27 protein-coding genes are annotated in these 26,069 nt (G+C 65.0%); 13 read left to right on the forward strand and 14 right to left on the reverse strand.

Features of this window, described 5'->3' with window-relative positions; genetic code table 11:
- Window positions 1–42: 42 nt before the first annotated feature.
- The 3 genes from ACVWY1_RS22785 to ACVWY1_RS22795 are packed head-to-tail and all read right to left on the reverse strand — an operon-like array spanning window position 43 to window position 3,598.
- Window positions 43–990, reverse strand: a complete 948-nt coding sequence (locus ACVWY1_RS22785) for a dihydrodipicolinate synthase family protein (RefSeq protein WP_277503132.1) — start codon at window positions 988–990, stop codon at window positions 43–45.
- 41 nt (window positions 991–1,031) lie between these two features.
- Window positions 1,032–1,958, reverse strand: coding sequence for a 4-hydroxyproline epimerase (locus ACVWY1_RS22790; RefSeq protein ID WP_457378793.1), 927 nt, complete (start codon window positions 1,956–1,958; stop codon window positions 1,032–1,034).
- A 23-nt stretch (window positions 1,959–1,981) separates the two neighbouring features.
- A complete protein-coding gene (locus ACVWY1_RS22795; RefSeq protein ID WP_111531782.1) occupies window positions 1,982–3,598 on the reverse strand; it encodes an APC family permease in 1,617 nt (538 codons plus the stop codon).
- A 245-nt stretch (window positions 3,599–3,843) separates the two neighbouring features.
- Here ACVWY1_RS22795 and ACVWY1_RS22800 point away from each other — a divergent pair, with 245 nt between their 5' ends.
- Together ACVWY1_RS22800 and ACVWY1_RS22805 are read left to right on the forward strand one after the other, a co-directional pair.
- A complete protein-coding gene (locus tag ACVWY1_RS22800; protein ID WP_110697919.1) occupies window positions 3,844–4,614 on the forward strand; it encodes an AraC family transcriptional regulator in 771 nt (256 codons plus the stop codon).
- Between the two features lie 102 nt (window positions 4,615–4,716).
- Window positions 4,717–5,565 (forward strand): phage tail protein, encoded by an 849-nt coding sequence (locus tag ACVWY1_RS22805; RefSeq protein ID WP_457378794.1) that lies wholly within the window; start codon window positions 4,717–4,719, stop codon window positions 5,563–5,565.
- On the opposite strand, the gene ACVWY1_RS22810 is transcribed toward ACVWY1_RS22805, so the two are convergent.
- Window positions 5,566–6,453 carry a LysR family transcriptional regulator gene (locus ACVWY1_RS22810; protein ID WP_102681708.1) on the reverse strand — a complete coding sequence of 296 codons (888 nt, stop codon included), beginning with the start codon at window positions 6,451–6,453 and terminating at the stop codon, window positions 5,566–5,568.
- Window positions 6,454–6,635: 182 nt separating this feature from the next.
- Here ACVWY1_RS22810 and moaB point away from each other — a divergent pair, with 182 nt between their 5' ends.
- The gene (moaB, locus tag ACVWY1_RS22815; RefSeq protein WP_110697923.1) at window positions 6,636–7,175 is read left to right on the forward strand and encodes a molybdenum cofactor biosynthesis protein B; all 540 of its coding nucleotides are present in this window, start codon (window positions 6,636–6,638) and stop codon (window positions 7,173–7,175) included.
- Window positions 7,176–7,272: 97 nt separating this feature from the next.
- Here the strand turns inward: moaB and ACVWY1_RS22820 are convergent, their stop codons facing one another.
- Both ACVWY1_RS22820 and moaA read right to left on the reverse strand, forming a co-directional pair.
- The gene (locus ACVWY1_RS22820) at window positions 7,273–8,172 is read right to left on the reverse strand and encodes a bestrophin family protein (protein ID WP_277503135.1); all 900 of its coding nucleotides are present in this window, start codon (window positions 8,170–8,172) and stop codon (window positions 7,273–7,275) included.
- Between the two features lie 21 nt (window positions 8,173–8,193).
- Window positions 8,194–9,198 carry a GTP 3',8-cyclase MoaA gene (gene moaA, locus ACVWY1_RS22825; RefSeq protein ID WP_277503136.1) on the reverse strand — a complete coding sequence of 335 codons (1,005 nt, stop codon included), beginning with the start codon at window positions 9,196–9,198 and terminating at the stop codon, window positions 8,194–8,196.
- Window positions 9,199–9,452: 254 nt separating this feature from the next.
- On the opposite strand from moaA, the gene ACVWY1_RS22830 reads away from it, so the two are divergent.
- Entirely contained in the window at window positions 9,453–11,780 is a 2,328-nt protein-coding gene (locus ACVWY1_RS22830) for an FdhF/YdeP family oxidoreductase (RefSeq protein ID WP_457378795.1), read from the forward strand.
- Between the two features lie 119 nt (window positions 11,781–11,899).
- Here the strand turns inward: ACVWY1_RS22830 and ACVWY1_RS22835 are convergent, their stop codons facing one another.
- Entirely contained in the window at window positions 11,900–12,358 is a 459-nt protein-coding gene (locus tag ACVWY1_RS22835; RefSeq protein ID WP_046856697.1) for an Lrp/AsnC family transcriptional regulator, read from the reverse strand.
- Window positions 12,359–12,510: 152 nt separating this feature from the next.
- Here ACVWY1_RS22835 and ACVWY1_RS22840 point away from each other — a divergent pair, with 152 nt between their 5' ends.
- Window positions 12,511–13,686 (forward strand): trans-sulfuration enzyme family protein, encoded by a 1,176-nt coding sequence (locus ACVWY1_RS22840; RefSeq protein ID WP_217869749.1) that lies wholly within the window; start codon window positions 12,511–12,513, stop codon window positions 13,684–13,686.
- Between the two features lie 78 nt (window positions 13,687–13,764).
- Here the strand turns inward: ACVWY1_RS22840 and ACVWY1_RS22845 are convergent, their stop codons facing one another.
- A complete protein-coding gene (locus ACVWY1_RS22845) occupies window positions 13,765–14,004 on the reverse strand; it encodes a YdcH family protein (protein WP_139673036.1) in 240 nt (79 codons plus the stop codon).
- Window positions 14,005–14,121: 117 nt separating this feature from the next.
- On the opposite strand from ACVWY1_RS22845, the gene ACVWY1_RS22850 reads away from it, so the two are divergent.
- The 5 genes from ACVWY1_RS22850 to ACVWY1_RS22870 all read left to right on the forward strand — a co-directional run bounded on the left by ACVWY1_RS22850 (window position 14,122) and on the right by ACVWY1_RS22870 (window position 18,821).
- On the forward strand, window positions 14,122–14,487 hold the full coding sequence (locus ACVWY1_RS22850) for a 5-carboxymethyl-2-hydroxymuconate Delta-isomerase (protein WP_102681713.1): 366 nt from the start codon (window positions 14,122–14,124) through the stop codon (window positions 14,485–14,487).
- Window positions 14,488–14,651: 164 nt separating this feature from the next.
- Window positions 14,652–16,289: a phosphoethanolamine transferase gene (locus tag ACVWY1_RS22855; protein ID WP_457378796.1), complete on the forward strand. Its 1,638-nt coding sequence runs from the start codon at window positions 14,652–14,654 to the stop codon at window positions 16,287–16,289.
- 100 nt (window positions 16,290–16,389) lie between these two features.
- Window positions 16,390–17,523 carry a ribonuclease D gene (gene rnd, locus ACVWY1_RS22860; RefSeq protein ID WP_102681715.1) on the forward strand — a complete coding sequence of 378 codons (1,134 nt, stop codon included), beginning with the start codon at window positions 16,390–16,392 and terminating at the stop codon, window positions 17,521–17,523.
- Window positions 17,520–17,813, forward strand: coding sequence for a YcgL domain-containing protein (locus tag ACVWY1_RS22865; protein WP_102681716.1), 294 nt, complete (start codon window positions 17,520–17,522; stop codon window positions 17,811–17,813). The genes rnd and ACVWY1_RS22865 overlap by 4 nt, the downstream gene beginning before the upstream one ends.
- 75 nt (window positions 17,814–17,888) lie before the next feature.
- A complete protein-coding gene (locus tag ACVWY1_RS22870; protein WP_139673027.1) occupies window positions 17,889–18,821 on the forward strand; it encodes a D-2-hydroxyacid dehydrogenase in 933 nt (310 codons plus the stop codon).
- Between the two features lie 111 nt (window positions 18,822–18,932).
- On the opposite strand, the gene ACVWY1_RS22875 is transcribed toward ACVWY1_RS22870, so the two are convergent.
- On the reverse strand, window positions 18,933–19,526 hold the full coding sequence (locus tag ACVWY1_RS22875; RefSeq protein ID WP_111531788.1) for a nitroreductase family protein: 594 nt from the start codon (window positions 19,524–19,526) through the stop codon (window positions 18,933–18,935).
- Window positions 19,527–19,671: 145 nt separating this feature from the next.
- Here ACVWY1_RS22875 and ACVWY1_RS22880 point away from each other — a divergent pair, with 145 nt between their 5' ends.
- Together ACVWY1_RS22880 and ACVWY1_RS22885 are read left to right on the forward strand one after the other, a co-directional pair.
- Complete coding sequence (locus ACVWY1_RS22880; RefSeq protein ID WP_110697939.1) at window positions 19,672–20,121, forward strand: YcgN family cysteine cluster protein; 450 nt, start codon at window positions 19,672–19,674, stop codon at window positions 20,119–20,121.
- Between the two features lie 26 nt (window positions 20,122–20,147).
- Window positions 20,148–21,356: a hypothetical protein gene (locus ACVWY1_RS22885; protein ID WP_277503139.1), complete on the forward strand. Its 1,209-nt coding sequence runs from the start codon at window positions 20,148–20,150 to the stop codon at window positions 21,354–21,356.
- A 93-nt stretch (window positions 21,357–21,449) separates the two neighbouring features.
- Here ACVWY1_RS22885 and ACVWY1_RS22890 read toward each other — a convergent pair whose 3' ends face one another.
- The 3 genes from ACVWY1_RS22890 to ACVWY1_RS22900 all read right to left on the reverse strand — a co-directional run bounded on the left by ACVWY1_RS22890 (window position 21,450) and on the right by ACVWY1_RS22900 (window position 22,774).
- Entirely contained in the window at window positions 21,450–21,767 is a 318-nt protein-coding gene (locus ACVWY1_RS22890) for a YgaP-like transmembrane domain (RefSeq protein ID WP_102681721.1), read from the reverse strand.
- 98 nt (window positions 21,768–21,865) lie between these two features.
- Window positions 21,866–22,336: an RNA methyltransferase gene (locus tag ACVWY1_RS22895; protein ID WP_457378797.1), complete on the reverse strand. Its 471-nt coding sequence runs from the start codon at window positions 22,334–22,336 to the stop codon at window positions 21,866–21,868.
- 72 nt (window positions 22,337–22,408) lie between these two features.
- A complete protein-coding gene (locus tag ACVWY1_RS22900) occupies window positions 22,409–22,774 on the reverse strand; it encodes a YajD family HNH nuclease (protein ID WP_023632486.1) in 366 nt (121 codons plus the stop codon).
- Window positions 22,775–22,906: 132 nt separating this feature from the next.
- Between ACVWY1_RS22900 and ACVWY1_RS22905 the strand changes: the two genes are divergently transcribed.
- On the forward strand, window positions 22,907–23,182 hold the full coding sequence (locus ACVWY1_RS22905) for a hypothetical protein (RefSeq protein WP_110697943.1): 276 nt from the start codon (window positions 22,907–22,909) through the stop codon (window positions 23,180–23,182).
- A 138-nt stretch (window positions 23,183–23,320) separates the two neighbouring features.
- On the opposite strand, the gene ACVWY1_RS22910 is transcribed toward ACVWY1_RS22905, so the two are convergent.
- Together ACVWY1_RS22910 and ACVWY1_RS22915 are read right to left on the reverse strand one after the other, a co-directional pair.
- Window positions 23,321–23,794, reverse strand: coding sequence for a cyclic nucleotide-binding domain-containing protein (locus ACVWY1_RS22910; protein ID WP_102681723.1), 474 nt, complete (start codon window positions 23,792–23,794; stop codon window positions 23,321–23,323).
- 85 nt (window positions 23,795–23,879) lie between these two features.
- Window positions 23,880–25,922: a S9 family peptidase gene (locus ACVWY1_RS22915; protein WP_457378798.1), complete on the reverse strand. Its 2,043-nt coding sequence runs from the start codon at window positions 25,920–25,922 to the stop codon at window positions 23,880–23,882.
- Window positions 25,923–26,069 lie beyond the last annotated feature (147 nt).

A 26,069-nucleotide genomic window follows, 5' to 3' on the forward strand; every position in this document is an offset into this window, starting at 1 on the left:
GCGCTGGTTTGCTGGCGATGGGGTGCGAGGCGGCTCCTGGAATCAGGCCTGGTTCTGCTCGGCCGACCAGTTGGCGTACCAACTGCGGAACAGCGCGTACTGCTGTTCGGCATAGTTGCGCTGGGCGTCGCTGAGGGCATCGGTTTCGTTGAAGTGCAGGCGGTACTCGGTGTCGCCGTTGAGCACCATCAGGTGCTTGTAGTACAGCACCAGGTCGCAGCCTTCATCGAACGACGACAATACCGCCAGCGCCGACTCCAGCTCCCGGGCCTGGCGTCGGGCCTTGGCATCGCCCTTGGCGGCGCGCTTGCTCAGGCTGACCAGTTGCAGCACTTCGCGGGGCAGCGCGTTGCCGATGCCGGTGATGGCGCCGGTGGCGTTGCAGTTGACGAAGCCATGCACCACTTGCGTGTCGACGCCGACCATCAGCGTCACAGCGTCGTCCTGGGCGGTGATGTGCTCGGCGGCGTAGCGCAGGTCGGCGCCACCGCCGAACTCCTTGAAGCCGATCAGGTTCGGGTACTCGCGGCGCAGTTCGAAGAACAGGTCGGCGCGGGTGGCGAAGCCGTAGTAGGGGCTGTTGTAGATCACCGCCGGCAGCTTCGGCGCGGCGGCGAGGATCGCCGAGAAGTGGTGCTTCTGGGCGATCAGCGAGGCGCCGCGGGACAGCACGCGGGGGATGACCATCAGGCCGGCGGCGCCGACCTTGGCGGCGTGGGCGGCATGGGATACGGCTTCGCGGGTGTTCACCGCGCCAGTGCCGACGATGGTCGGGATGCCGGCGGCCACCAGGCGCGCCACGCCTTCCTGGCGCTCGGCCTCGGTCAGCAGCGGCCAGTCGCCCATCGAACCGCAGTACACCACCGCGCTCATGCCGGCGTCGATCAGTTCGCGGCCCTTGCGCACCAGGGCGTCGAAGTCCGGCTTGCGCTCGGTGGTGCACGGGGTCATCAGGGCGGGCATGGTGCCGGTGAAGATGTTGTCGGTCATTGTTGTCACTCCTGGCGGTATTCAGTGGGAAATGAATGGGGTCAGATGCCCCAGGCGAACGGATCCTGTTCGTCGATCAGCACAGTGCTGTCGGCGGTCATGTAGGCGCGGCCGGTGATGAACGGGCGAATGCGTTCGCCGTCGCGTTCGTAGCGGCCCTGGAACTGGCTGCCGGTGATGCTGGCCTGGACCCAGGTCTGGCCTTCGGCGAGCTTGCCGTCAGCGGCCAGGCACGCCAGCTTGGCGCTGGTGCCGGTGCCGCAGGGCGAGCGGTCGTAGGCCTTGCCGGGGCACATGACGAAGTTGCGGCTGTCGGCGTTGGTGTCGTCGGCGAACAGCTCGACATGGTCGATCTGGGCGCCGTCCTCGCCGGTGATGCCTTGGGCTTCGAGTGCCTTGAGCAGGGCCCAGGTGTAGTCGGTGAGGGCTTCGCGGTTGTCCAGCTCGATACGCTGGCCGTGGTCGCAGACCAGGAAGAACCAGTTGCCGCCCCAGGCGATGTCGCCGCACACCTGGCCATGCCCTGGCACTTGCACCGCCACCTGACGGCGGTAGCGGTAGGACGGCACGTTGCCGACGGTGACGGCGCCATCGTCATGCAGGGTGGCACTGACCTGGCCGACCGGCGTGTCGATCTTGTGCTCGCCCGGTTCGATCAGGCCGAGGTGATGCAACGAGGCAACAAGGCCGATGGTGCCGTGGCCGCACATGTTCAGGTAGCCGGCGTTGTTGAAGAAGATCACCCCGCAGGTGGCATCCGCAGAGACCGGCGGGCAGTACAGCGCGCCCACCAGCACATCGTTGCCACGTGGCTCCAGCAGGCAGGCGCGGCGCCAGTGGTCGTGCAGCTCGCGCAGCTCGTCGCGCTGCTCGGCCATGCTATGGCCGTGCAATGGGGGGAAGCCCTTCATCACCAGGCGGGTCGGTTCGCCGCCGGTATGGGAGTCGATGACATGAACCTGTTTCATCAGCGTGTCCAATCTGTAGTGGGTCAGGAGGCGACAGCGGCGGGCTGCTGGCCGGCATGGGGTTCGCTGCTGGCTTCGCTTTCGTCGTCGCCATCGAGGCGCACCAGCCGCGCCGGCACGCCGGTGGCGGCGCCCCAGTAGTAGATGCCCAGGGCACTGGCAGCCACGACCACGGTATCCAGCGGGTGGCCGATCACGCCCAGGCCACCGAAGCTGCCCAGCCAGGAGAGGAAAATGGTCACGGCGTAGAAGCCGATCAGCCAGGCCGACGAGCGCACCTGCTGGCCCAGCGACAGGTGTTCGGTAGGCACGAAGCGGCGGCACAGCAGGTACAGCACGAACATCACGATCTGCAGCGCCAGCAGCCAGGACACGGTGTTCCACCCCGACCAGTAGACGATCAGCGCAGCGATGATGAACGACAGCGGGCCGAGCACGCCCATGCCCTTGACCCGGAACGGCCGGGCCATGTCCGGGGCGCTGCGGCGCAGGGCGGCCACGGACACCGGGGCTACGGCATAGCTCAGCACCAGCGCGGCGGAGACCACGTTGATCAGCGCTTCCCACGACGGGAAAGGCAGGGTCCAGAACACTGCCAGGGCGAAGGTCAGCCACAGCGCCGGGCGCGGGATGCCGGACTGCTCGTCGATGCGGGTGAAGTACTTGAAGAAGGTGCCGGTCTGGGCCCAGCCGTAGATCACTCGCGGGGTGGCGTTCATGTAGATGTTGCCGCAGCCGCTGGGCGAGATCACCGCGTCGGCCACCACCAGGTAGGCCAGCCAGCCGACGCCCAGGGCCAGGGCGATGTCACGGTAGGGCAGGGCCAGTTCCTTGGTCACCCCGGCCCAGCCGTTGGCAATCATCTCGGTCGGCACGCTGCCGAGGAACGCCAGTTGCAGCAGGGCGTAGATCGCGGTGGACAGCAGCACCGAGAGAATCAGCGCGATAGGGATGGTACGCTGCGGGTTCTTTACCTCGCTGGCCACCGAGATGATCGGGGTCAGGCCCAGGTAGGCGAAGATGATGCCGCCGGCCGACACCGCCATCTCCACCCCGGACAGGCCGAACGGGGCGAAGCCCTGGACCTCGAAGTTTTCCGGTTTGAAGAAGGTGAACAGCACGCCGATCACCAGCAGCGGCACGATGAACTTGAACACACTGACCAGGTTGTTGGCCTTGGCGAAGGTCTTCACGCTGCGGTAGTTGAGCACGAAGAACAGCCCCAGCAGGGCGAACTGTACCAGCCAGCCGAGCACCGTCGGGTCGCTGGAGCCGCTCTTGGTCAGCGCCGGGAACCAGGCCGCGGCGTACTGGCGCGAGGCGACCACCTCGATGGCGATCAGGCTGGAGAAGGCGATCAGGGTGATGAAACCCATCAGGTAGCCGAGCAGCGGGCCGTGGGAGTACACCGGGTAGCGCACCACGCCGCCGGCCCGTGGCAGGGCGGCGCCGAGCTCGCAGTAGACGATGCCCAGCAGCAGCACGGCGAAACCGCCGAGGAACCAGGAGAGGATGCCGGCCGGCCCGGCGATGGCCGAGACGTGGCTGGCGGCGAACAGCCAGCCCGAGCCGAAGATGGCACCGAGGCCGATGAAGGTGAGGTCCAGCAGTGACAGCTGTTTCTTGAATTTGCCTGACATGGGTGCGCCTTCTTGTAGGTTTTGGATAGGCAGGTCTGATGTCACGATGCGGCGGCATGCGCCGCGTTCTTGTAGGTCATGGGGCGGCTTGCGTGGGGCATAGAGTGGACCGATCGGGGGCTCGGTTCTTGATGGTTTTCTGCAAGGTGGGTGACGAAATCGGCATAGTCGAGAGCAAGTGCTGGCGCCCGGTGGGGGCTGCTGACTAGGCTTGCAGGGCCGCGAGAATCACTAGAGATAACCGCATGCCCGAGCAACCGTTGACTGCGCTGTACCAGCACCTCGACCAGCACCGCCCCGAATCCCTCGAAGCCTTGCTCACCGGTGTGGTCTGGCTGCTGCCGATGCTCGATGTCATCGCCAATGCGGCGATCTTCATCAAGGACGACCAGGCCCGCTATGTGCTGGCCAACCGCACGCTGGTCCAGCGCTGCGGTTTGAAGCACCTGCAACCGCTGCTGGGCAAGACCAGTGCCGAGGTGTTCCCGGCGCGCCTGGGCCCCGGCTACACCGAGCAGGATCGCCGGGTGCTGGAGCAGGGCCAGGTGCTGGAGGACCAGCTGGAGCTGCACCTGTACGGCAGCCGCGAACCGGGCTGGTGCCTGACCCACAAGCGCCCGCTGTACGACGCGACGGGGGCGATCATCGGCCTGGTGGGCATTTCGGTCGACCTGCAGTCAGCCGCCGACACCCACCCGGCCTACCAGCGCCTGGCGGCGGTGGATGCGCATATCCGCGCGCATTTCCACCAGCCGATCAGCATGGGCGAGCTGACGCGCATCGCCGGCATCTCGGTGGCGCAGTTGGAGCGCTACTGCAAGCGGGTGTTCCACCTCACCCCCCGGCAGATGATCCACAAGGCCCGCCTGGAACATGCGCACCAGTTGCTGCACAGCGATTTGCCGATCATCGAGGTGGCGCTGCGCTGTGGCTACACCGACCACAGCGCGTTCAGCCGGCAGTTCAGGCAACTGACCGGGTTTACCCCGCGCCAGTATCGGATGGCAACGAATTGAAGGATAAATGCATTGATGCATTGATTTGCTATGCCTTTATGCATATAGTGGGTTTCCGCGCTCAGTAGCGTGCATAAACTCAATCGATACAGGATGTTCACGATGACAACCGCTTATACCGCCAAGAATTCCCTGCCTTTTGCGGCGCTACCCACTACCGATGGTGTCATTCAATATTTTCGTGCGGCCAGCACCAACGTAGCGGATGCGTCCTATGCTCCCGATGGTCTGGCAGCTGCGCCGATCTACGGCCTCGGTGGCCAGCTGTTGCAAGGTAACGAGATTGTCGCTGGCGGCAACGTGACACTGGTTTCCTACCTCGGTCCACTGCTCAATCAGGGGGCGCTGTGCTGGATCCTGCTGAACTGCGAGGGTGGTGCCCAGCAGGTGGCCAATGCCACGCATAGCCAGCATGCCGTGACGCTTGGCCAGATCATCGGTTTCTCTGGAGCTGCACCTGGTGACATCAAGTTCTCCGCAGCCAACGAGGCTCCGGTGGGCTGGCTGAAGGCCGATGGGGCATTGGTGTCTCGCGCCGAGTATGGTGCTCTGTTCGCGGCAATCGGCATCACCTATGGCGCTGGCGATGGTGCCACGACCTTCGGCCTGCCTGACCTGCGCGGTGAGTTCATCCGTGGCTTCGATGACGGCCGTGGGGTAGACCAAGGCCGGGCATTCGGTTCCTGGCAGAAGGGCAGCCTCTACCCTTACGACACCACCCAGAACAATGCCAACGGTGTCTGGAGTGCATCTACCACACAGAACGACGGTCCGGCTTCGCAAGTCGCGATGGGCGTGGATGCCTACTCCACCGCCGAGTATTCGACCATTTCGCTGGGTGGGGTCGATGCGAAGGTCAACTATGCATTGCCAGGTCTGTTCGGTGACCGTGGTTACTCCGGGATCACCCGCCCACGCAACATGGCCATGCTCGCATTGATCAAGTGCTGATCACTCGCTGCTGAACAGAGCGCGGGCCTCGTCGAAGCACTGCTCGGCGATGGCCGAGCGTGGCTCGCTACGGCGCAGCAATAGCCCGACCGGGCTGTGGATGCTGGCCTCCTGCACCGGGATGATGCGCATGTGCTGGCTGAGGTCTTCCAGGCCGCAGTCCAGCGGCATAATCGCGCAGCACACGCCGGTATTGATCGCCTGGATCAGCTGGAAGGTCGAGTCGCTCTCGAGCACGGCATTGGGCGTGAGGCCCCGGCTGCGGAAGCTCAGGTCGAGGGATTGGCGGTAGTGCATGCCTTTGCTCAGCAGGCCAAGCGGCAGCTCGCCGAGATCTTCCCAGCGCAGGTTGTCGGCCTCGAACCGAAAGTGCCGGGTGTCGTGCAGCAGGCCCATGGTGGTGGTGCTCAGCTCGATCACATCGAAGAAGCTGGTGTTGACCTGGTCGAGGTAGCAGATGCCCAGGTCGAGCTGGTTGCGGCTCAGGCCATCGATCACCTGCTCGGAGCTCAGCGACGACAGCTGGAAGTGCAGCTCGGGGTACTTCGCGCGCAGCGGCATCAGCAGTTGCATGGGGTTGAAGCTGGCCAGCGGCACGGTACCCAGGCGCAGGCTGCCGACCACTTGGCCCCGGCAACTGGCGGCCTCGGCCTGCAGGCCGTCGTGGGCGGCGAGCAGGGTGCGGGCCCAGGCCAGGATGCGTTCACCGGCTTCGGTGAAGCCTTCGAAACGCTGGCCGCGCTTGACCAGCACCAGGTCGAGTTCGTCTTCGAGGTTGCGCAGGCGCATGGACAGTGTCGGCTGGGTGATATGGCACAGCGCCGCGGCCTGGCCGAAGTGGCGGGTCTGGTCGAGGGCGATGAGGAACTTGAGCTGTTTGATGTCCATGGTGCGGCCTGGGTTGCGGGGTGGGTAGACCTTAACCAAGAGTGAAGCACCTGGCTAATCATTGCTGACAAATTCACCGACGCCACGATAGAAACCATCGATCATCCGGTACGCGCTATCGATTGGACGCTGCCAGGGCTTCTCTCTAACGTGGCCGCCAAGCCAATCCTGGAGCAAAGGCCATGAGCGTGAAACCGGACGCGGTGTTCGTACCGCTGAACATCGCGGTGCTGACCGTCAGCGACACCCGTACCTTCGAGACCGACACGTCTGGCGAGCTGCTGGCCAGCCGTGCCGTCGGCGTGGGCCACCGCCTGGTGGCGCGCGAGCTGCTCAAGGACGACCTGTACAAGATCCGCGCCCAGGTCGCCACCTGGATCGCCGATGAACAGGTGCAGGTGGTGCTGATCACCGGCGGCACCGGTTTCACTGGCCGTGACAGCACGCCGGAGGCGGTGGACTGCCTGCTGGACAAGCGCATCGACGGATTCGGCGAATTGTTCCGCGCATTGTCGATCCTCGATATCGGTACCTCGACTGTACAGAGCCGGGCCTTGGCCGGCATGGCCAACGGCACCCTGGTGTGCTGCCTGCCGGGCTCGACCGGCGCCTGCCGCACGGCATGGGAGGGGATCCTGGCCGAGCAGCTGGATGCGCGGCACCGGCCGTGCAATTTCGTCGCGCACCTGAAGCCGATCGGGGCCTGCGAAAGCCGCGGTTGACCTCAGGGCTCCATCGCGGGGCAAGCCCGCTCCCACGCCGATCTCATATCAGCACACACAGGCTGGCGTGGGAGCGGGCTTGCCCCGCGATGAGACTTCAACTCAATACATGATCCACCGGCACCAACGTCGGTGGCAGTGGCTCATGCCCCAGCGCCGACAGCACATCGCGCTCCAGGGTGCGCACCAGGGCATCGGTCGGCAGGTCGTTCTCGTCGCGCCCGAACGGGTCTTCCAGCTCGTTGCCGATCGCATCCAGCCCGAAGAAGGTGTAGCTGACGATGGTGGTGAACAGCGGCGCCAGCCAGCCCAGCGGTTCGGCCAGGGCGAACGGCAACAGCAGGCAGAAGATGTAGATGGTGCGGTGCAGCAGCAGGGTGTACGGGAACGGCAGTGGCGTGCCCTTGATCCGTTCGCAGGTGGCCTGCACGTCCGACAGGCCGGCCAGGCGCTGCGCCAGGAGGGTGTAGCGAAACTCGCTGATCTCCCCGCGCTCCGCCAGCCGCGAACAGTGTCCGCCCACCTCGCGCAGGATGCCGTCGCAGACATTGTGCGGCACGATCTGCGCCTGCTCGCCCAGCCAGGGGCGGGCGGCGCCCAGCTCGTCCTCGTTGCGCAGCCGGGCATTGAGGGCATGGGCGAAAGCACAGAGGCTGCGCAGCAGGTCCTCGCGCAGCGCCGCGTCCTTGATCAGCACACTTTCGCGCACGAATGAACGTACCTCGATAATCATCCGCCCCCAGGCCTTGCGGCCTTCCCACCAGCGGTCGTAGCAGGCGTTGTTGCGAAAGCTCATGAAGATCGACAGCGACAGCCCCAACAGGGTGAAGGGCGTGGCGCTGACCGGGTAGAACAGCGCCGGGTAGTGTCGCTCGACCAGCACGATCAGCGCCGCGAGCAAGGTCACCGCCAGGCAGCGCAGGGCGATGCGCTGGACGATCGAGCCTTTGAGGGTGAACAGCACGCGCAGCATGTCGGGGCGTGAGTGGACGATCAAGGCGGTTCCAGAGGCGGCCGATCAGCCGCCGGTCATGTTCATGAAGCGCAGGATCTGCACCTCGCCGCCCACTTCGAAGTGGTGACGGTAGGGCTTGAGCTGCATGGCGTCGCGGATGGCTTTTTCCAGGCGTGCAGTGTCGCCGGGGTGCTGGCGCATGACCTGCTTGAGGTCCACCGAATGTTCGTTGCCCAGGCACAGCAACAGGCGGCCTTCGACGGTCAGGCGCACGCGGTTGCAAGTGGCGCAGAAGTTGTGGCTGTGGGGCGAGATGAAGCCAACCCGGGTGTTGGGCGCCTCGGCCAGGCGCCAGTAGCGCGCCGGCCCCTGGGACGACTCGGCCGACTCGACCAGGGTGAAATGTTCGGCCAGGCGCGCGCGCACGTCGTCGCTGGAACAGAATGACTCGCCGCGCTCGTGCTCGCTGATCACGCCCAGGGGCATCTCTTCGATGAACGAGATATCCAGTTCACGGTCGATGGCGAAACGTACCAGGTCGACGATCTCGTGGTCGTTGCGGCCCTTGAGCACCACCGCGTTGAGCTTGGTGCGGCGAAAGCCCGCGGCGCGCGCGGCGTCGATGCCGGCGATTACCTGCTGGAGGTCGCCGGTGCGGGTGAGGGCGCGGAAGCGCTCGGGGTCGAGGCTGTCGAGGCTGATGTTCAGGCGCGACACGCCGGCGTCGAACAGCGGCTGGGCCAGGCGGCCGAGCTGCGAGCCATTGCTGGTCAGGCACAGTTCGCGCAGGCCGGACAGGGCGGCGATGCGTCCGCAGAGCTCGACGATGCCCTGGCGTACCAGCGGCTCGCCGCCGGTCAGGCGGATCTTGCGGGTGCCAAGGGCGACGAAGCGCTCGGCGACCTGGTACAGCTCTTCGAGGCTGAGAATCTGCTGGCGCGGCAGGAACTGCATGTCTTCGGCCATGCAATAGACGCAGCGAAAGTCGCAGCGGTCGGTGACCGACATCCGCAGGTAATCGACTTTGCGGTTGAAACCGTCGATCAGGGCCTGGGGGTTCTTTTCCACGTTCGCGCTCGACATTGAAGTGGCAGGGGGCGGCGAAAGGCCGCAGATAAGGTTCAAGCTATAACCTGCGCCCATTGGCGTCAAATTGCTTTCCCCGACCATTCGATCAGTCTCCTCTATCACGGCTGAAGGCCTTGCCGGCCAAGGGCTGTGGTCGGTGATCGAAACGGTTTATCACGCCGTCATTTATTTCGATTGGACGCAGTAGGGGGCGCTTCTTAGGCTGGAAAAAACACCGTGCGGAGAAGCGCAGCATGAGCCAGGACGAACACATCAGGGACTACAAGGGGCCGGCCGCCGGCTGGGGCGCGCTCAAGAGCGTGACCAAGAGCTGGCTGGGCAGCGAGAACGCCTTCAAGAACCTGCGGGCCATGCTCAAGACCAACCAGAACGGTGGCTTCGACTGCCCGGGTTGCGCCTGGGGCGAATCGCCGGAAAGCGACATGGTCAAGTTCTGCGAGAACGGCGCCAAGGCGGTCAACTGGGAGGCCACCGGCCGCTCGGTGGATCCGGCGTTCTTCGCCCGCTACAGCGTCAGTGCGCTGCTCGAGCAGACCGACTACTGGCTTGAGTACCAGGGCCGCATCACCCACCCTATGCGCTACGACGCGGCCACCGATCATTACGTCGAGATCAGCTGGGACGAAGCGTTCGCCCTGGTCGCCCGGCACCTGAACGGTCTCGCGTCGCCGGATGAGGCCGAGTTCTATACCTCGGGCCGGGCCAGCAACGAGGCGGCGTTCCTCTACCAGTTGTTCGTGCGCGCCTACGGCACCAACAATTTCCCCGACTGCTCGAACATGTGCCACGAGGCCAGCGGCGTGGGCATGGCCGAAACCCTCGGCGTGGGCAAGGGCACCGTGGTGTTTCATGACCTGGAGCTGGCCGATGCGATCTTCGTCATTGGCCAGAACCCCGGCACCAACCACCCACGCATGCTCGAACCGCTGCGCGAGGCGGTCAAGCGTGGTGCCCAGGTGGTCTGTTTCAACCCGCTCAAGGAACGCGGGCTCGAGCGCTTCCAGCACCCGCAGCACCCGTTCGAGATGCTCAGCAACGGCTCCGAGCCGACCAACACCGCATACTTCCGCCCGGCGCTGGGTGGCGACATGGCGGCCATGCGCGGCATCGCCAAGTTCCTTCTGCAGTGGGAGCGCGAGGCGCAACTGAACGACGAGCCACCTGTGTTCGACCACGCGTTCATCGCCGAGCACACCAGTGGCGTCGAGGCCTACCTGGCCGTAGTGGACGCCACACCCTGGGAACATATCGTCGAGCAGTCGGGCCTGAACAAGGCCGAGATCGAGCTGGCCGCGCGCATGTACCGCAAGGCCGAGCGGGTGATCATGTGCTGGGCCATGGGCATCACCCAGCACCGCCATTCGGTGCCCACCGTGCAGGAAATCGTCAACCTGCAGCTGCTGCGCGGCAACGTCGGCAAACCCGGCGCCGGCCTGTCGCCGGTGCGTGGCCACAGCAACGTGCAGGGCGACCGCACCATGGGCATCGACGAGAAGCCCAAGGCGGCGCTGCTCGACGCCATCGAGAAACGCTTCCAGTTCAAGGTGCCCCGCGAGCACGGCCATAACGCCGTGCTGGCGATCCAGGCAATGGAAGAAGGGCGGGCCAAGGTGTTCGTCGCCCTGGGCGGCAACTTCGCCCAGGCGACTCCGGACACCCCGCGTACCCACGCGGCGCTGCGCAACTGTGAGCTGACCGTGCAGATTTCCACCAAGCTCAACCGCTCGCACCTGGTCACCGGGCGTGATGCGCTGATCCTGCCGTGCCTGGGCCGCACCGAGATCGACATCCAGGCCGAAGGGCCGCAGGGCGTCACCGTGGAGGACACCTTCAGCATGGTGCATATCTCCCACGGCCAGCTGAAGCCGCGTTCAGCGCAGCTGCGTTCGGAGCCGGCCATCGTCGCCGGCATGGCCAAGGCTACCCTGGGCAATCGGCCCATCGACTGGGACTATGCGATTGCCGACTATGGCCGTATCCGCAGCATGATCGCCGACGTGATTCCCGGCTTCGCCGACTTCAATGCACGCCTGCAGCATCCGGGCGGCTTCCACCTTGGCAACCACGCTGCGGACCGCAACTTCCGCACGGCCACCGGCAAGGCGCGCTTCATCCCGAGCCAGTTGCCGGAGCAACTGGTCAACGCGGCTGTGCTGGCCCGCGGTGACAAGCCGGACCTGATCCTGCAGACCTTGCGCTCCCACGACCAGTACAACACTACGCTGTATGGGCTCGATGACCGTTACCGTGGCGTGTTCGGGCTGCGCGAAGTGGTGTTCGTCAACGAGGCCGATATCCGCCGCCTGGGCTTCGAGCCGGGCGAGCACGTGGACATCGTGTCGTTGTGGGAGGATGGCCTCGAGCGGCGAGTGTCGGGCTTCCGCCTGGTGGCCTATGACGTGCCTGAAGGGCAGGCGGCGGCGTATTACCCGGAGACCAATCCGTTGGTGCCGCTGGAAAGCTACGGCGAGGGGACCTACACACCAACCTCGAAGTTCGTGGCGATCAAGTTGGATAAGGCGAGGGCGGGGAATCGGATCGAGGCTACCCTGGCTGACTGACAGGGCCGGCCTCATCGCTGGCAAGCCAGCCCCCACAGGGATGTCGTTTGGCTTGAGGTCGACGCCGTCGGGGGGGAGCCGGCTTGCCGTCGATGAGGCCGGTCCTGCCAGAGATCATTTCAGCGTCCCACCGGATACGCCGTGGTGTACTTCATCTGCTCCATGGCAAAACTCGAGGTGATGTTCGACAACCCGTCGGTGCTGGTGATCAGCTTCTTGTAGAAGCGGTCGTAGGCGGCGATGTCGCCCACCACCACCCGCAGCATGTAGTCCCAGTCGCCGGACATGCGATACACCTCCATCACTTCCTCGAACGCCGTCACCGTGGCGGCGAACTGCGCCAGCCAGGCGCTGTCGTGGCGCTGGGTCTTGAGCTGGACGAACACCGTCAGGCCCAGGCCCAGGCGCTCGGGGTCGAGCAGGGCGACGCGGCCGCGAATGTAGCCTTCCTCTTCCAGGCGCTTGACCCGTTTCCAGCACGGCGTGGTGGAGAGGTTGACCGCTTCGGCCAGGTCCTTGAGGGACAGCGAGGCGTCGCGCTGGAGCAGGGTGAGGATGTGCTGGTCGAAACTGTCCATGACGTCGTGTCGCCGATTGCGGGAAAAGTTTTTCGAGAGTAGCCGCTCGCAGGGAACGTTGGAACTGTTTCGGCCGCTGCATCGACAGAAATGTTCTGCTGGCGCCTGGGGGTGGTGGATATGAGATAGTGGCGGTTTTCCACCCTCAGGCAATGGACCCGACCATGTCCGACAAACCGCGCAATTTCGCCACCCGCACCATCCACGCCGGTGAGCAATCCAGCGTCGCCGACAATGCCATCTTCCCGGCAATCGTCACTTCCAGCTCGTTCATCAAGCGCGGCCTGGACGACAACCCCGAATACGCCTACAGCCGTGTCAGCAACCCGACCCGGCACGCCTACGAGACCTGCGTGGCCGCACTGGAGGAGGGCGTCGGCGCGGTCGCCTGCGCCTCGGGCGTCAGCGCCACCGCCACGGTGCTCGAGCTGCTCTCCAAGGATGCCCATGTGGTGGTGATGAACGGTGTCTACGGCGGCACCTTCCGCCTGCTGGAAGACTACCGTGGGCGCACCTCGGGCCTGACCACCACCTACGTCGACCTCAACGACGTCGAGGCCGTGGCCGCGGCGATCCGCCCCGAGACCCAGCTGATCTGGATCGAATCGCCGACCAACCCGCTGCTGCACCTGGTGGACATCAAGGCGGTCTGCGAGCTGGCCCGTGAGCGGGGGGTGATGACCTGCATCGACAACACCTTCTGCTCGCCGTGGAACCAGCAGCCGATCACCCTGGGCGTGGACCTGGTGATGCACTCGGCGAGCAAGTACATCGGCGGCCATTCCGACCTGACCGGCGGTGTGGTGGTGGCGGCCAACCACGAGTTGCTGGGGCGCCTGCGCAAGATCAGCATGGCGGTCGGCGCGATCCAGGGGCCGTTCGACTGCTACCTGGCATTGCGCGGGCTCAAGACCCTCGATGTGCGCATGGAGCGCCAGAGCGCCAACGCCCTGCGTGTGGCGCAGTTCCTCGAACAGCATCCGCAGGTCGAGCAGGTCTACTACCCGGGCCTGGAAAGCCACCCGCAGCATGACCTGTGCAAACGCCAGATGCGCACGGGCGGCGCGGTGGTGGCGTTGCGCATCAAGGGCGACCGGGCCGCGGTCAACCGCCTGGTCGAGGCGCTGTCGATCTTCGTCCTGGCCGACTCGCTGGGCGGTGTGGAGAGCATGATCAACCACTCCTGGAGCATGTCGCACAATTCCTTGAGCCCGGAGCAGAAGGGCGTGATGGGGATCAGTGAGAACCTGCTGCGGCTGTCGATCGGGATTGAAGACTACCGGGACCTGATCGAGGACCTGGATGCGGCGCTGAAGGCTTCTGCGTAGCGGACGCCGACGTTATCGCGGGGAAAGTCGCGTCCGCGCACCGATGCGACTTGCCCCGCGATAACCTCAGTGAGGGAGTCAGGATTTGGGCGGATGGATTATCCGTTCGATTTCTTCTTTGATCAGTGCGCGTTGCTTGCGAAGCCGGTTGAGGTTGTCATCCGTGGTGATGCCGGTTTTTTCAACGCTCACCACTTCATTGTCCTTTTCGGCGTAGCGCTTCCTCAGCTCAAGGAGTTCGTGTTTCTCCTTCGCAAGCGCATTGAAGTCGTCCTCCTTAACGCCTAGGTCTTCAAAAAGATTGTGCGGAACTGGCATTTCTTCACCTCTCTTCAGGGTTGGTAAACGAGCCTGAACCAAGAGGATAGTCGCCTTTGCCGTATTGCGGGACTGGGTTAGGCTGTCGCATCCCCCTGCGTGAACGGAACCTGCGCCATGCCTCACCTGAACCTGGAATACAGCGACAACCTGCGCGACCTCAATGTCGATGTGCTGCTGCTGCGCCTGAACCACGCCCTGGTCGGTAGTGGCCAGTTTGCCGAAGAGCTGGACATCAAGAGCCGCGCACAGGCCTTTGCCCAGTACCGGGTGGGCACCGCCCCTGGCGAGCGGGCCTTCGCCCATGTGCGTCTGGCGATTCTCAGCGGGCGCACGCAGCAGGTGAAACAGCAATTGTCGAACAGCCTGCTCGAGGTGTTGCGCGAGGCGATTCCGGCCCAGCCTGGGCTGGACATTCAGCTGTGCGTGGAAGTCCTGGATATCGACCGCGAGCCGTACGCCAAACTTCGCCTGCCTGGCTGAATGGCAGCTGAATGAAAGTTGTTTAATTCATGAAAGACGCCGGCCCACCAATTGTTGGCGTCTTTTTCACAAAAAATTGATGCTAGGCTTTCTAGAGTTCGGCCAACTTTCCAACCTGCCCGTCCGGGCGTGTTGGCCGCTGATGAACTCTTGTTGCGAACGCCATGCTGAAACTCAAATCCCTGCGCACCGAATGGGTCACGTTGCTGGCCAGCCTGTACCTGTTGATCGGCTTCAACACCTTGCTTTGGGAACACCTGGAGTCCATCGTGCCGCCGGGCATGGTGGGGCTGTGGTTGAGCCTGGCGTTCGCCGTGCTGATGCTGTTCGCCTTCAATCTCATCCTCACCTTGCTGGCGTTTCGTTATGTATTGAAACCCGTATTGATTGTATTGTTCATCAGCGGTGCAAGTGTCGCTTACTTCATGAATCAATATGGCGTACTTATTGACGCCGGCATGTTCCGCAATGTGGCTGAAACCAATGTTGCGGAAGTGCGCGACCTGCTTTCGCTGAAGTTCGCCGTATATATCCTGCTGTTGGGTGTGCTGCCCTCGCTGCTGGTGTGGAAGGCCAGGATCGCCTATCGCCCCTGGCACCGCGAACTGCTGGGCAATCTGGTGGTCAGTGGGGCCTGCGTCGCGGCCCTGGGCTCGGTGGCGCTGGTCAACTACCAGGGCTTGGCGTCGTTGTTTCGCAATCACCATGAACTGCGCCTGATGCTTACGCCGAGCAATATCGTGGGGGCCTCCATCGGCTATGTCAGCGAGCAGGTGGGCACGGCCACCCAGCCCTTCCAGCGCTATGGCGAGGATGCCCGTCGCGATGCGGCCTGGCAGCAGCACCAGCGCAAGTCGCTGACCGTGCTGGTGGTCGGCGAGAGTGCCCGGGCGGAAAACTTCGGCCTGCTCGGCTATGCCCGCGACACCACCCCGCAATTGAGCAAGGAGCAGGGCCTGCTGAGCTTTACCGACGTCCACTCCTGCGGCACCGAGACCGCCGTGTCGGTGCCCTGCATGTTTTCCGGCATGCCGCGCAAGGACTACGACGCCCGCGTGGCGAAGAACCGCGAAGGGCTGCTCGACATCCTCCAGCGCGCGGGGTTGGCAGTGCAGTGGCGCGACAACCAGTCCGGCTGCAAGGGCACCTGTGACCGGGTGCAGTTCATCGACGTGAGCAACCTGCAGGACCCGAGCCTGTGCGCCAGTGGCGAGTGCCATGACGAGATCCTGCTGCAGGGCCTGGGCGAGTTGCTGGACAACCTCGACCAGGACACCGTGCTGGTGCTGCACCAGATGGGCAGCCATGGCCCGGAATACTTCAAGCGCTACCCGGCCGGCAGCGAACCCTTCACCCCGGTGTGCCGCAGCAACGCCCTGAACCAGTGCAGCCAGCAAGAGATCGTCAACGGCTACGACAACACCCTGGCCTACACCGACAAGGTGCTGGCGACCTTGATCGATACCTTGCGCAGCAAGCAGGACACGGTCGACACCGCGATGATCTATCTTTCAGACCATGGCGAGTCGCTGGGCGAGTACAACCTGTTCCTGCACGGCACGCCCTACATGATCGCGCCGGAGCAGCAGAAGCACGTACCGCTGCTGGCCTGGTTCTCCGACAGCTACCGCGAGGACTTCGGCGTGGACACCGAATGCCTGGGCAAGCTGCGCGATGCGCCGTTGTCGCAGGACAACCTGTTCCACTCGATGCTCGGCCTGTTGCAGGTGCGCACCGAGGTCTACCAGCGCTCGCTGGACCTGTTTGCCGGCTGCCGGCCCTGGCTGGCGGCCGGTCACTGAGCGTACCGACGATCAGCACCAAGGATGGCGTGGCTTGCGAGGTTTCACCCATTGCGCCCGCGCCGTATATACTGCGCGCCAATGTTAGTGGGAGAGCCTCGTGGCCATCGAAATTCACTGGATTCGTGACGACCAGACCCTGGCCCAGCACTGCCGAAGCTGGCGTGAGCTGCCGTTTGTGGCCCTCGACACCGAATTCATGCGGGTCGACACCTTCTACCCGAAAGCCGGGTTGATCCAGATCGGTGACGGCAAGCGTGCCTTCCTCATCGACCCTTTGCTGATTCGCGACTGGCAGCCGCTGGCCGAGTTGCTCGAAGACAATGGCGTGGTCAAGGTGCTGCACGCCTGCAGCGAAGACCTGGAGGTCCTGCTGCGCCTGACCGGCAAGCTGCCGCAGCCACTGTTCGACACCCAGCTCGCCGCCGGCTACCTGAACATCGGCTTCTCGATGGGCTATTCGCGTCTGGTGCAAGATGTGCTGGGGCTCGAGCTGCCCAAGGGCGAGACCCGCTCCGACTGGCTGCAGCGCCCGCTCTCGGAGACCCAGGTCAGCTACGCCGCCGAAGACGCCGTGCATCTGGCCGAGCTGTTCACCGCCCTGCGCCCGCGGCTGTCGGACGACAAGTACGCCTGGGTGCTCGAGGACGGTGCCGAGCTGGTCGCCGCGCTGCGCCGTGAAGTCGAGCCCGAGACCCTCTACCGTGATGTCAAGCTGGCCTGGAAACTGGGCCGCCAGCAATTGGCCGTGCTGCGCGAGCTGTGCGCCTGGCGCGAGCGTGAGGCCCGCAGCCGCGATGTGCCGCGCAATCGCATCCTCAAGGAACACTCGTTGTGGCCCATGGCCAAGAGCCAGCCCGACAGCCCGTCGGCGCTGGCGAAAATCGACGAGATGCACCCGCGCACCATCCGCCAGGACGGCGAGGCGCTGATCCAGCTGATCAAGCGCGCCGCCAGCCTGCCGCAGGAGCAATGGCCCGCGCCGCTGCCCGAGCCGCTGCCGATCGAAGCCGCCGGCATTCTCAAGCGCCTGCGCGCCATCGGCCAGGCCGAAGGTGAGCGGCTGGGCATCGCCCCGGAGCTGATGCTGCGCAAGAAAGCCCTCGAAGCCCTGCTCAAGAGCGGCTACCCCGACGGTCCCTATCAACTGCCTGATGCACTGCGCGGCTGGCGTCGCGAGCGCATGGGCCAGGCCCTGCTGGACGACCTGGCCGGTGCCGGAGATTCCCGATGAAACGTATCTGCTCGATCTACAAGAGCCCCCGCAAGAACGAGATGTACCTGTATGTGCTCAAGGCCGAGGGCCTGGAGCGTGTGCCCGAGGGGCTGCTGCCTTTCTTCGGCACGCCCGTGCACGCCTTCGACCTGGTGCTCAGCCCCGAGCGCAAGCTGGCCCGCGAGGACATCGCCAAGGTACTGGAGAACCTCGACAGCCAGGGCTACCACCTGCAGATGCCGCCGCCGGACGACGACTACATCGAGCACCTGCCCGAAGAACTGCTGCGCCGCAACGACCCGGCCTGATCCGGGCGCGGCCTCCTCTCTGTCTGCGGCCCGCCTGGCGGGCCGCTTCCGTTGTTTGTCAAGGTTGTGTGTCACATGCGCGTTCTGATCGCTGAACAGGATCATGCCAACTATGCCCGTCTTCTGGGTGAGGCGGCGCCGGACCTGGAGGTCCTGACCAGTGGCGATTCCGCCGAACTGGCCCGCCTGGCGCCCGAATGCCCGGTATGGCTGGGCCAGCCCGACCTGCTGGCCAGCCTGTTGCGCCAGGGTCACAAACCCCTGTGGATGCAATCGACCTGGGCCGGCATCACGCCGTTGCTGGCCGACGGCCTGCCGCGCGACTACCGCCTGACCCGGGCGGTGGGGATCTTTGGCCAGGTGATGGCCGAGTACATGCTTACCTACATGCTTGGCCATGAGCGTGATGTGCTGTCGCGCCTGGTCAGCCAGGTCGAGCGACGCTGGGACGATCGGCCAGGGCGGACCCTGGAAGGGCGTCGGGTGCTGATCGTCGGCACCGGAGATATCGGCCAGCAAGTCGCCGAGTTCCTCGTGCCGTTTGGTGTCACCTTGTACGGAGTGGCAAGCAGTGCCCGTGAGCAGGCGCCATTCGTCGAGGTGGCGGGGCTCGACCAGTTGCCTCGCCTGGTCGGCGAGGCCGATTACGTGCTCAACCTGTTGCCCGACACGCCCGTCACCCACGACCTGTACGATGCGGCGCTGTTCAAGTGCTTCCGTTCCAGTGCCTTGTTCATCAATGCCGGGCGCGGCGTGGCGGTGGTCGATGCCGACCTGGTCGAGGCGCTCAAGCAAGGGCACCTGGCCGGCGCGGTGATCGATGTCTGCCGCCAGGAGCCGTTGCCCCAGCGCCACCCGTTCTGGACTGCCTGGGGGCTGCTGCTGACCGGGCACAGCTCGGCGCCGACCTCGCCGGCGGCGATGGTGCGGTTGTTCGTCGGGAATGCGCAGGCGTATGCGGCGGGGCAGGGGTTGCGGGGCGAGGTGGATTTCGCGCGGGGGTATTGATCGTAGTCCGGCCGTTCCAACCCATCGCCGGCAAGCCGGCTCCCACAGGAGGCCGCGCAACCTTGTGGGAGACGGCTTGCCGGCGATGGGTCGGTGCTATCGATGGAAGGCTTACAGGCTGAAGTCGCCTTCGGCCGCCAGCTCGCTCAACGGCCGGCGTGGGCTCGGCACTTCACGGGCCTGCAGGCCTTCGGCCAGGGTCGCCTTGTCGCCCAGCTTGCCGATCGCCACCATGGCGTGCAGCGCGTAGCCCTCGGGGATCTTCAGCTCGCGCCGGGCCAGGTCCTGATCGAAGCCGGCCATGCCGTGGGTGTGCCAGCCGCTGATGCTGGCCTGCAACGCCAGATGGCCCCAGGCCGAGCCGGTGTCGAAGGTGTGCCACAGGGCCGGCTTCTCTTCATCGGAGCCGGGTGCGGCGAAGGTGGTCTTGGAGATGATCAGCACCAGCGCCGAGGCATGCTGCGCCCAGCTGCGGTTGAACTCGTTGAGGATGTCCAGGTAGCGCGACCAGCTCGGCGTGTCGCGGCGGGCATAGAGGAAACGCCATGGCTGCGAATTGTAGGCCGACGGCGCCCAGCGCGCGGCTTCCAGGAAGCTCAGCAGGGTTTCCTGACTGATCGGCTCGTTGGTGAAGGCGCGCGGCGACCAGCGATTGATGAACTGCTCGTTGATGGCGTAGTCGGCGATACGTGGGGTGGCGCTCATGGCTGCTCCTGCAAGGGCTGGGACAAAGACCGCACGCTACTGCGTCCGGTGAGCACTGACAAGCGGTCTGGCGTTGCCGCCGGACTGCCTCTAGACTGGCGCCGCCGCGCGCCGCGGATTGATGTTGACTGCAGGAACACGTGTGATGATCGCCGATACCGCGCCCTTCTGGCGGCGCAAGACCCTCGACCAGCTCGATGCGCAGGAGTGGGAGTCGCTCTGCGATGGCTGCGGCCTGTGCTGCCTGCAGAAGCTCGAGGACGAAGAGGACAACAGCGTCTACTACACGAGCATCGCCTGCAAGTTGCTCGACCTGCAGACCTGCCAGTGCAGCGACTACCCCAATCGCTTCCGCTACGTGCCCGATTGCATCCAGCTGACTCCGGGCAAGGCCGACCAGTTCAAGTGGCTGCCGCCTACCTGCGGTTATCGCCTGGTCAGCGAAGGCCAGGACTTGCCGTCGTGGCACCACCTGGTCTGCGGTGATCGCGGACAAGTGCATGAGCAACGCATTTCCCGGTCTGGGCGGATGCTCAGCGAGAACGATGTGGATGAAGACGACTGGGAAGACCACCTGATTTTTCGCGCGGGTTGAGCCGCGCGGCTACAAGGAGTTTCGTTATGCGTCGCCCGCTGTTGATGGTGCTTGGCCTGCTGCTCAGCACTCAGGCGCTGGCCAGGAAAGTCGATCTGGATTATCAGGTCCGCCTGTTGCCGCAGAGCGGCCAGGCCGAGGTGCGCCTGACCCTTGCGGACGGCAGCGTGGTGCGCAGCCTGGACTTCGACCTGGGCAAGGCTGGTGTCTACAGCGACTTCCTCGCTGATGGCCAGTGGCAGTTGCAGAACGGGCGCGGTGTCTGGCACCCGGCGTCAGGCAAGACCAGCCTCAGTTACCGCGTGCTGCTCGACCAGCAACCGAAGGGGGGTGTGCATGAAACCCGCATGACCGCGCACTGGGCGCTGTTCCGTGGCGATCAGCTGGTGCCGCCGGCGCGCCTCGACCAGCAGGACGGCACCGAGCTGGTGTCGCGTCTGACCTTCGACCTGCCGGCCGGCTGGAAGAGTGTCGAGACCGCCTGGCCGCGCATCGGTCGGCAGAAATTCCGTATCGATGACGTGTCGCGCCTGTTCGACCGCCCCACCGGTTGGGTGCTCGCCGGCAGCCTGGGCAGCCGCCGTGCGCGCCTTGGCGACACCGAAGTGACCGTCGCCGCGCCGCAAGGGCAGGGCATGCGCCGCATGGACACCTTGACCCTGCTGACCTTCGTCTGGCCCCAGTTGCAGGCGGTGTTTCCACGCAACCCGCCCAAGTTGCTGCTGGTCGGTGCCCGCGACGAGATGTGGCGTGGCGTGCTGCCAGGCAACAATTCCCTGTACTTGCACAGTGGCCGGCCGCTGATCAGCGAGAACGGCAACAGCCCGCTGTTGCGCGAACTGGTGCAATTGTTCGCCCAGATCAATGACCGCGATGGCAGCGACTGGCTCGGCGAGAGCCTGGCCGACCACTACGCCAGCGAGCTGCTGCGGCGTGCTGGTGGCATGAGCGACGACCGTTACGAGGCGTTGCAGGCGCGCTTGCACAAGCTAGGCGACAAAGTGAATCACCTCAAGGGTGCCAAGGCCAGCCCGGCACAGGTGGCCCGCGGCGTGTTGCTGTTGCAGGCGCTGGACCGCGAGATTCGCCTGCACAACCACGACAAGCGCTCGCTGGACGATGTCGCCCGGGCGCTGATGCGCCTGTCGAGCGTCAGCACCGAGGAGTTCGTGCAGATCAGCGAGAACGTCCTGGGGCGGCAGTCTGAAGTATTGCAAAGCAAGGTACTGCGCTAGGTGCAGGATTTATCGCGGGGCAAGCCCGTTCCCACGATCCCGGACATCATTTTGAACGCCGGCTCGTGGGAGCGGGCTTGCCCCGCGATGCTTTCAACCGCCGGTCACCGTCGCGGTGCGGGTTGCCGCCTCGGCGCTGGCCTTCAGCGCCTTGAGCTCGGCAGCCCCTCGTTCTATATCGCGATGCAGGCGCAGGTACTCGGCGCGATGCCGCAGCCACCACGCCTTGGTCGAACAATGGCCGCTCACGCCACGTGCCAGCGCCAGGCCGCCGACGGCAACCTGCAACATCCCCAGCAGGCCACCGTGGCGCAGCCCCTTGCTGATCATCAACGCGCCCCCAGCCAGGGAGCTGGCGCGCTCCAGGCCATGGACGTTGTGTTCGTGGTGGGGCGAATGGATATCGAGCATCGGGCAGTCTCCTCTGGTCGTTGATAACCAGCAGACTCCATGTGCAATGGCTGCGTTCAGTGAAATTACCCAGGCGTTTGCCACAAATCCGGATCGACTTATTTGAACTTGGGTCCCGACCGCGTATTCAACCCCTTGGCCATGCGGTCATACAGCACCACATTCACCGTCGCCGCCAGGTTCATGCAGCCCTGGGTCGGAATGTAGATGGTCTCTTCGCACCAACCGCGCACGTCTTCGCTCAGCGAGCCATCCTCTGGTCCGAAGATGTAGATCGCCCGGTCCGGGTGGGTATATTCGGGCAGGGGGCGCGCACCGTCCACCAGTTCCACCGCCACCGGCGTACAGCCCAGGGGGATGATGCACTGCAGGTCGTCGATGCCGATCAGCGGGATGTCGTAGTGCACGCGCTTGGTATCAGTGACGAAATCCCGGGCGCGCTCATAGCGCTTGCCGGTGTAGAACACCGAATTGACCCCATAGCAGCCGGCCGCGCGCATGACCGAACCGACGTTTTCGGCGGATTTGGGGTTGAACAGGCCGATGCAGCTGTACCGTTTGTTCGCCACGTGTCGGGGCCCTTCGCAAAAAAAGAACGCGATTATACGGGCTCGCCGACACAGCGGGGCGGGAATCGACGGTCAGTCCTTCTTCATCAGCGCAGCCAGGCCGGCAAACGGGTTGTGGGTGGCCACGGCGACTTTCGGCGTGCTCAGCGAACCTTCGCTGAAGTACTGTTGATCGGTGTAGCGGGCGTGCTCGTTGTCGTGGCAGTACAGGCACAGCAGCTCCCAGTTGGAGCCGTCCTGGGGGTTGTTGTCGTGGTTATGGTCGCGGTGATGCACGGTCAGTTCCGACAGGCGTTTGCCGGAGAACTCGCGGGTGCAGCGACCACAGACGTGGGGGTACATCTTCAGTGCCTTGTCGCGATAGCCCATTTCCTTGTCGCGCTTGGCGTCGGCGAGGATACGGTCGAGGCGGGCGGTGGCGTCGGAGGTGGAACTCATGGTGTTACCTTTCTTCTAATCAGGGCAATGACGGTTATGTTCTTGAGTCTAGCGCGCCAGTCGGGCGGGCGGACAGGCAAAAATGCGCCGTTGGGCATAGCCTGTAGGAAGGTTTCTGACAGGAGGCTGCAGATGTTGCATGCGATCCTCGCCGCATTGTTGCTTGGCGCAGTGCCGTTGGCCGACGCTGCAGGTCAGCAGCGGCCGCTCACGACCGCCCCGGGGGCACCGGGGACGCCGACGCCGACACCCTACCCGCAGATCACCCCGAGCACGCCGCCCAAGGCCGGCGCCAACCGGCCCGGCGCGCCGCTGCTGCCGCCCATGCCGGTGCCGGGGCCGCCGAAGGACCAACCGTTGCCGGGGTTGAACCAGGATTCGCCAAAACCGCCGCCCAAGCGCGATTAGGCTCTGTACGAAAAGCCTTGATACTTGTTCATGCTGCGTTGAAAACAGCCTCGGAATGCTCATGTACTCCAGTACACTGCGCTTCCTCGGCTGTTTTCGCCTTGCCTGACCTGCGTCTCAAGACTTTTCGTACAGAGCCTAGACCTGCTGTGCCAGGCGCTGGCCATCCTGCATCCGCAAGCGCCGTGAAAGCGCCACGGCCAGGGCGCGAATGATCCGGGCGGCAATGCGCGGCGCGTCGGCGAGCATCTTCTCCAGCGAGTCCTTGCCCAGGGTCAGCAACTGGCAGTCGCTGGCGGCCACGCAGGTGGCCGAGCGGCGCTCGCCGTCGAGCACGGCCATCTCGCCGAAGGCACGGCCCTTGCGCAGGGTGGCGATTTCCACCTCGGCCCCGTTGCCGTCGGTCTTGCGCACCGAGACCACGCCACGGTGGAGGATGCACATGAAGGTGCCGGCGTCGCCTTCGCTGAACAGGGTCTGGCCTTCGCTGACGGCGGTGAGGCTGAAATAGCCGGCGGCGGTGACGAAATCGCTGGGCTGCAGGGTGTCGAACAGGCCGCAGTCCATGAGCATGTCGCGGATTTCGGCGTTCAGGTGCTGGGTGTCGGGCATGTGTTGTTCTTCTTCGAATGTCTGGAAAGCGCCGCGGTCGCACAATCAGTGGCCGTGGCGCTTGTGAGACAACGAAAATCGCGTTTTACGCCACGCCCAGCTCATTGAAGACGAACGCATACTCCAATGCCACGTCGCGCAGCCCCTGGTAGCGGCCGCTCATGCCGCCGTGGCCAGCGCCCATCTCGGTCTTGAGCAGCAGCAGGTTGGCGTCGGTCTTGCGCGTGCGCAGGCGCGCCACCCACTTGGCCGCCTCCCAGTACTGCACACGGCTGTCGTTGTAGCCGGCGATCACCAGCATGGCCGGGTACGCCTGGGCCTTAACGTTCTCGTACGGCGCGTAGGCCTTGATCCGCGCATATACCTCCGGCTCCTCGGGGTTGCCCCATTCGTCGTACTCGGTAACGGTCAGCGGCAGCTCGGGGTCGAGCATGGTGTTGAGCACATCGACGAACGGCACTTCGGCGATGGCGCAGCGGAACAGTTCGGGGCGCAGGTTGAGCACCGCGCCCATGAGCAGGCCGCCGGCACTGCCGCCACTGATGGCCAGGCATTCACGGCGGGTCACGCCTTCAGCGATCAGGTGTTCGGCGCAGGCGATGAAATCGTCGAAGCTGTTGTGCTTGTGTTCCTGCTTGCCGGCCCGGTACCAGGCTTCACCCAGCTCGCCGCCACCGCGCACATGGGCGATGGCGAAGGCCACGCCACGCTCCAGCAGGCTCAGGCGGGCATGGGAGAACCACGGGTCGAGGCTCTCGCCGTAGGCACCATAGCCGTAAAGATAGAGGGGCACTGTCTTGCCTTCGTCGGCGCGGCGACGCACCAGGCTGATCGGTACCTGCGTGCCATCCTTGGCTACCGCCCACAGGCGCTGGCTGACGTAGTCGTCGGCGTCGAACGCGCCGAGCACCGGGGTCTGCTTGAGCACCTGCTGGATGCCTGTGGCCAGCTCCAGCTGACGCACCTGGGCCGGGCGGTTGAGGGCTTCGTAGCGCAAGCGGATGCGCGAGCTGGCGAATTCCAGGCTGTCCTGCACGTAGAGGCTGTAGGCGGCATCCGGCAGTTCGACGCGGTAGGCCGGCAGGCCTTGCGGGCGCACTTCGATGATCGGCAGGCCGCCTTCGCGCAGGCTCAGGGACAGCGCCGAGGCATTGAGGCTGACGCCTTCGAGCATGATGTCGTCGCGGTGTGGCACCAGCACCTGCCATTGCGCACGGGCCGGCACGCTGTCTGCCGGCGCATGGAACAGGGCGAAGTTGATACCGTCCTGGTTGCTGCGGATGAACCAGCGCCATTGACCGTCGAGCTGGCCATGGTCGGGGAAGTATTCATGGCCTTCGACCCGTGGCGCCAGGCAGGTGAAGTCGGCATGCGGCGTGGCCGCATCGAGCACCCAGGCTTCGCTGGTGGTCTTGCTGTTGAGCAGCAGCACCAGTTGGCGTTCGGAGCTGGCGCGGTAGCAGTGCAGGAAGAAACGTCCGTCGGGCTCTTCGAATACGGTGGTGGCCGCGACCTCGCCCAGGGTGTGGCGACGCAGGCGCCAGGGGCGGTGGGTGTCGTCCAGCTCGGCGAAGAACAGCGTCTGGTTGTCGTTGGCCCAGGTCATGCTGCCGTCGCAGTCGTCGAAGGGCAGGGCGCTCAGCGCGCCGCTGGCCAGGTCCTTGACGTACAGGGTGTAGACCTCGTCGCCGCTGGTATCCAGGCTGTAGGCCAGCAGCCGGTGGTCGGGGCTGATGCTGAAGGCGCCGAGGGAGAGGAAACCACCGTTCGCCAGCGCATTGGGGTCGAGCAGCAGTTCCTCGCGGCTTTCATCCACCGTATTGCTGTCGTCAGCCGGGCGCGGGCAGCGGTAGTGGCGCGGGTACTCGTCGCCGGCGGTGGTGCGGGTGTAGTAGAGGTACGGGCCCCAGGGCGAGGGCAGCGACAGGTCGGTCTCGAGGATGCGGCTCTTGATCTCTTCGAACAGTTGCTCACGCAGCGGCGCCTGGCCGGCCAGGCAGGCTTCCTGGTAGGCGTTTTCCTCGGCCAGGTAGGCCAGCACCTCGGGCGTGTCGCGGTCCTGCAGCCAGGCGTAGGGGTCGTTGCCGTCGGCTTGACGGGCGATAGGGGCGGGAAGGGTCAGGGGCATGGGTGATCTCATCGATTGTGGACCCCATCGCGGGGGCAGCCCCCCCCCCCCCCAGGTTGGTGTGTGTGCGTTGGAGAGGGGGTGCCCCCCCCACGGCCGCAGCCCGGACCCAAACGTGCGGGGGGCGCCGGGGCCCGGAAAAAAGTT

The sequence above is a fragment of the Pseudomonas sp. TE6288 genome, assembly GCF_054062095.1.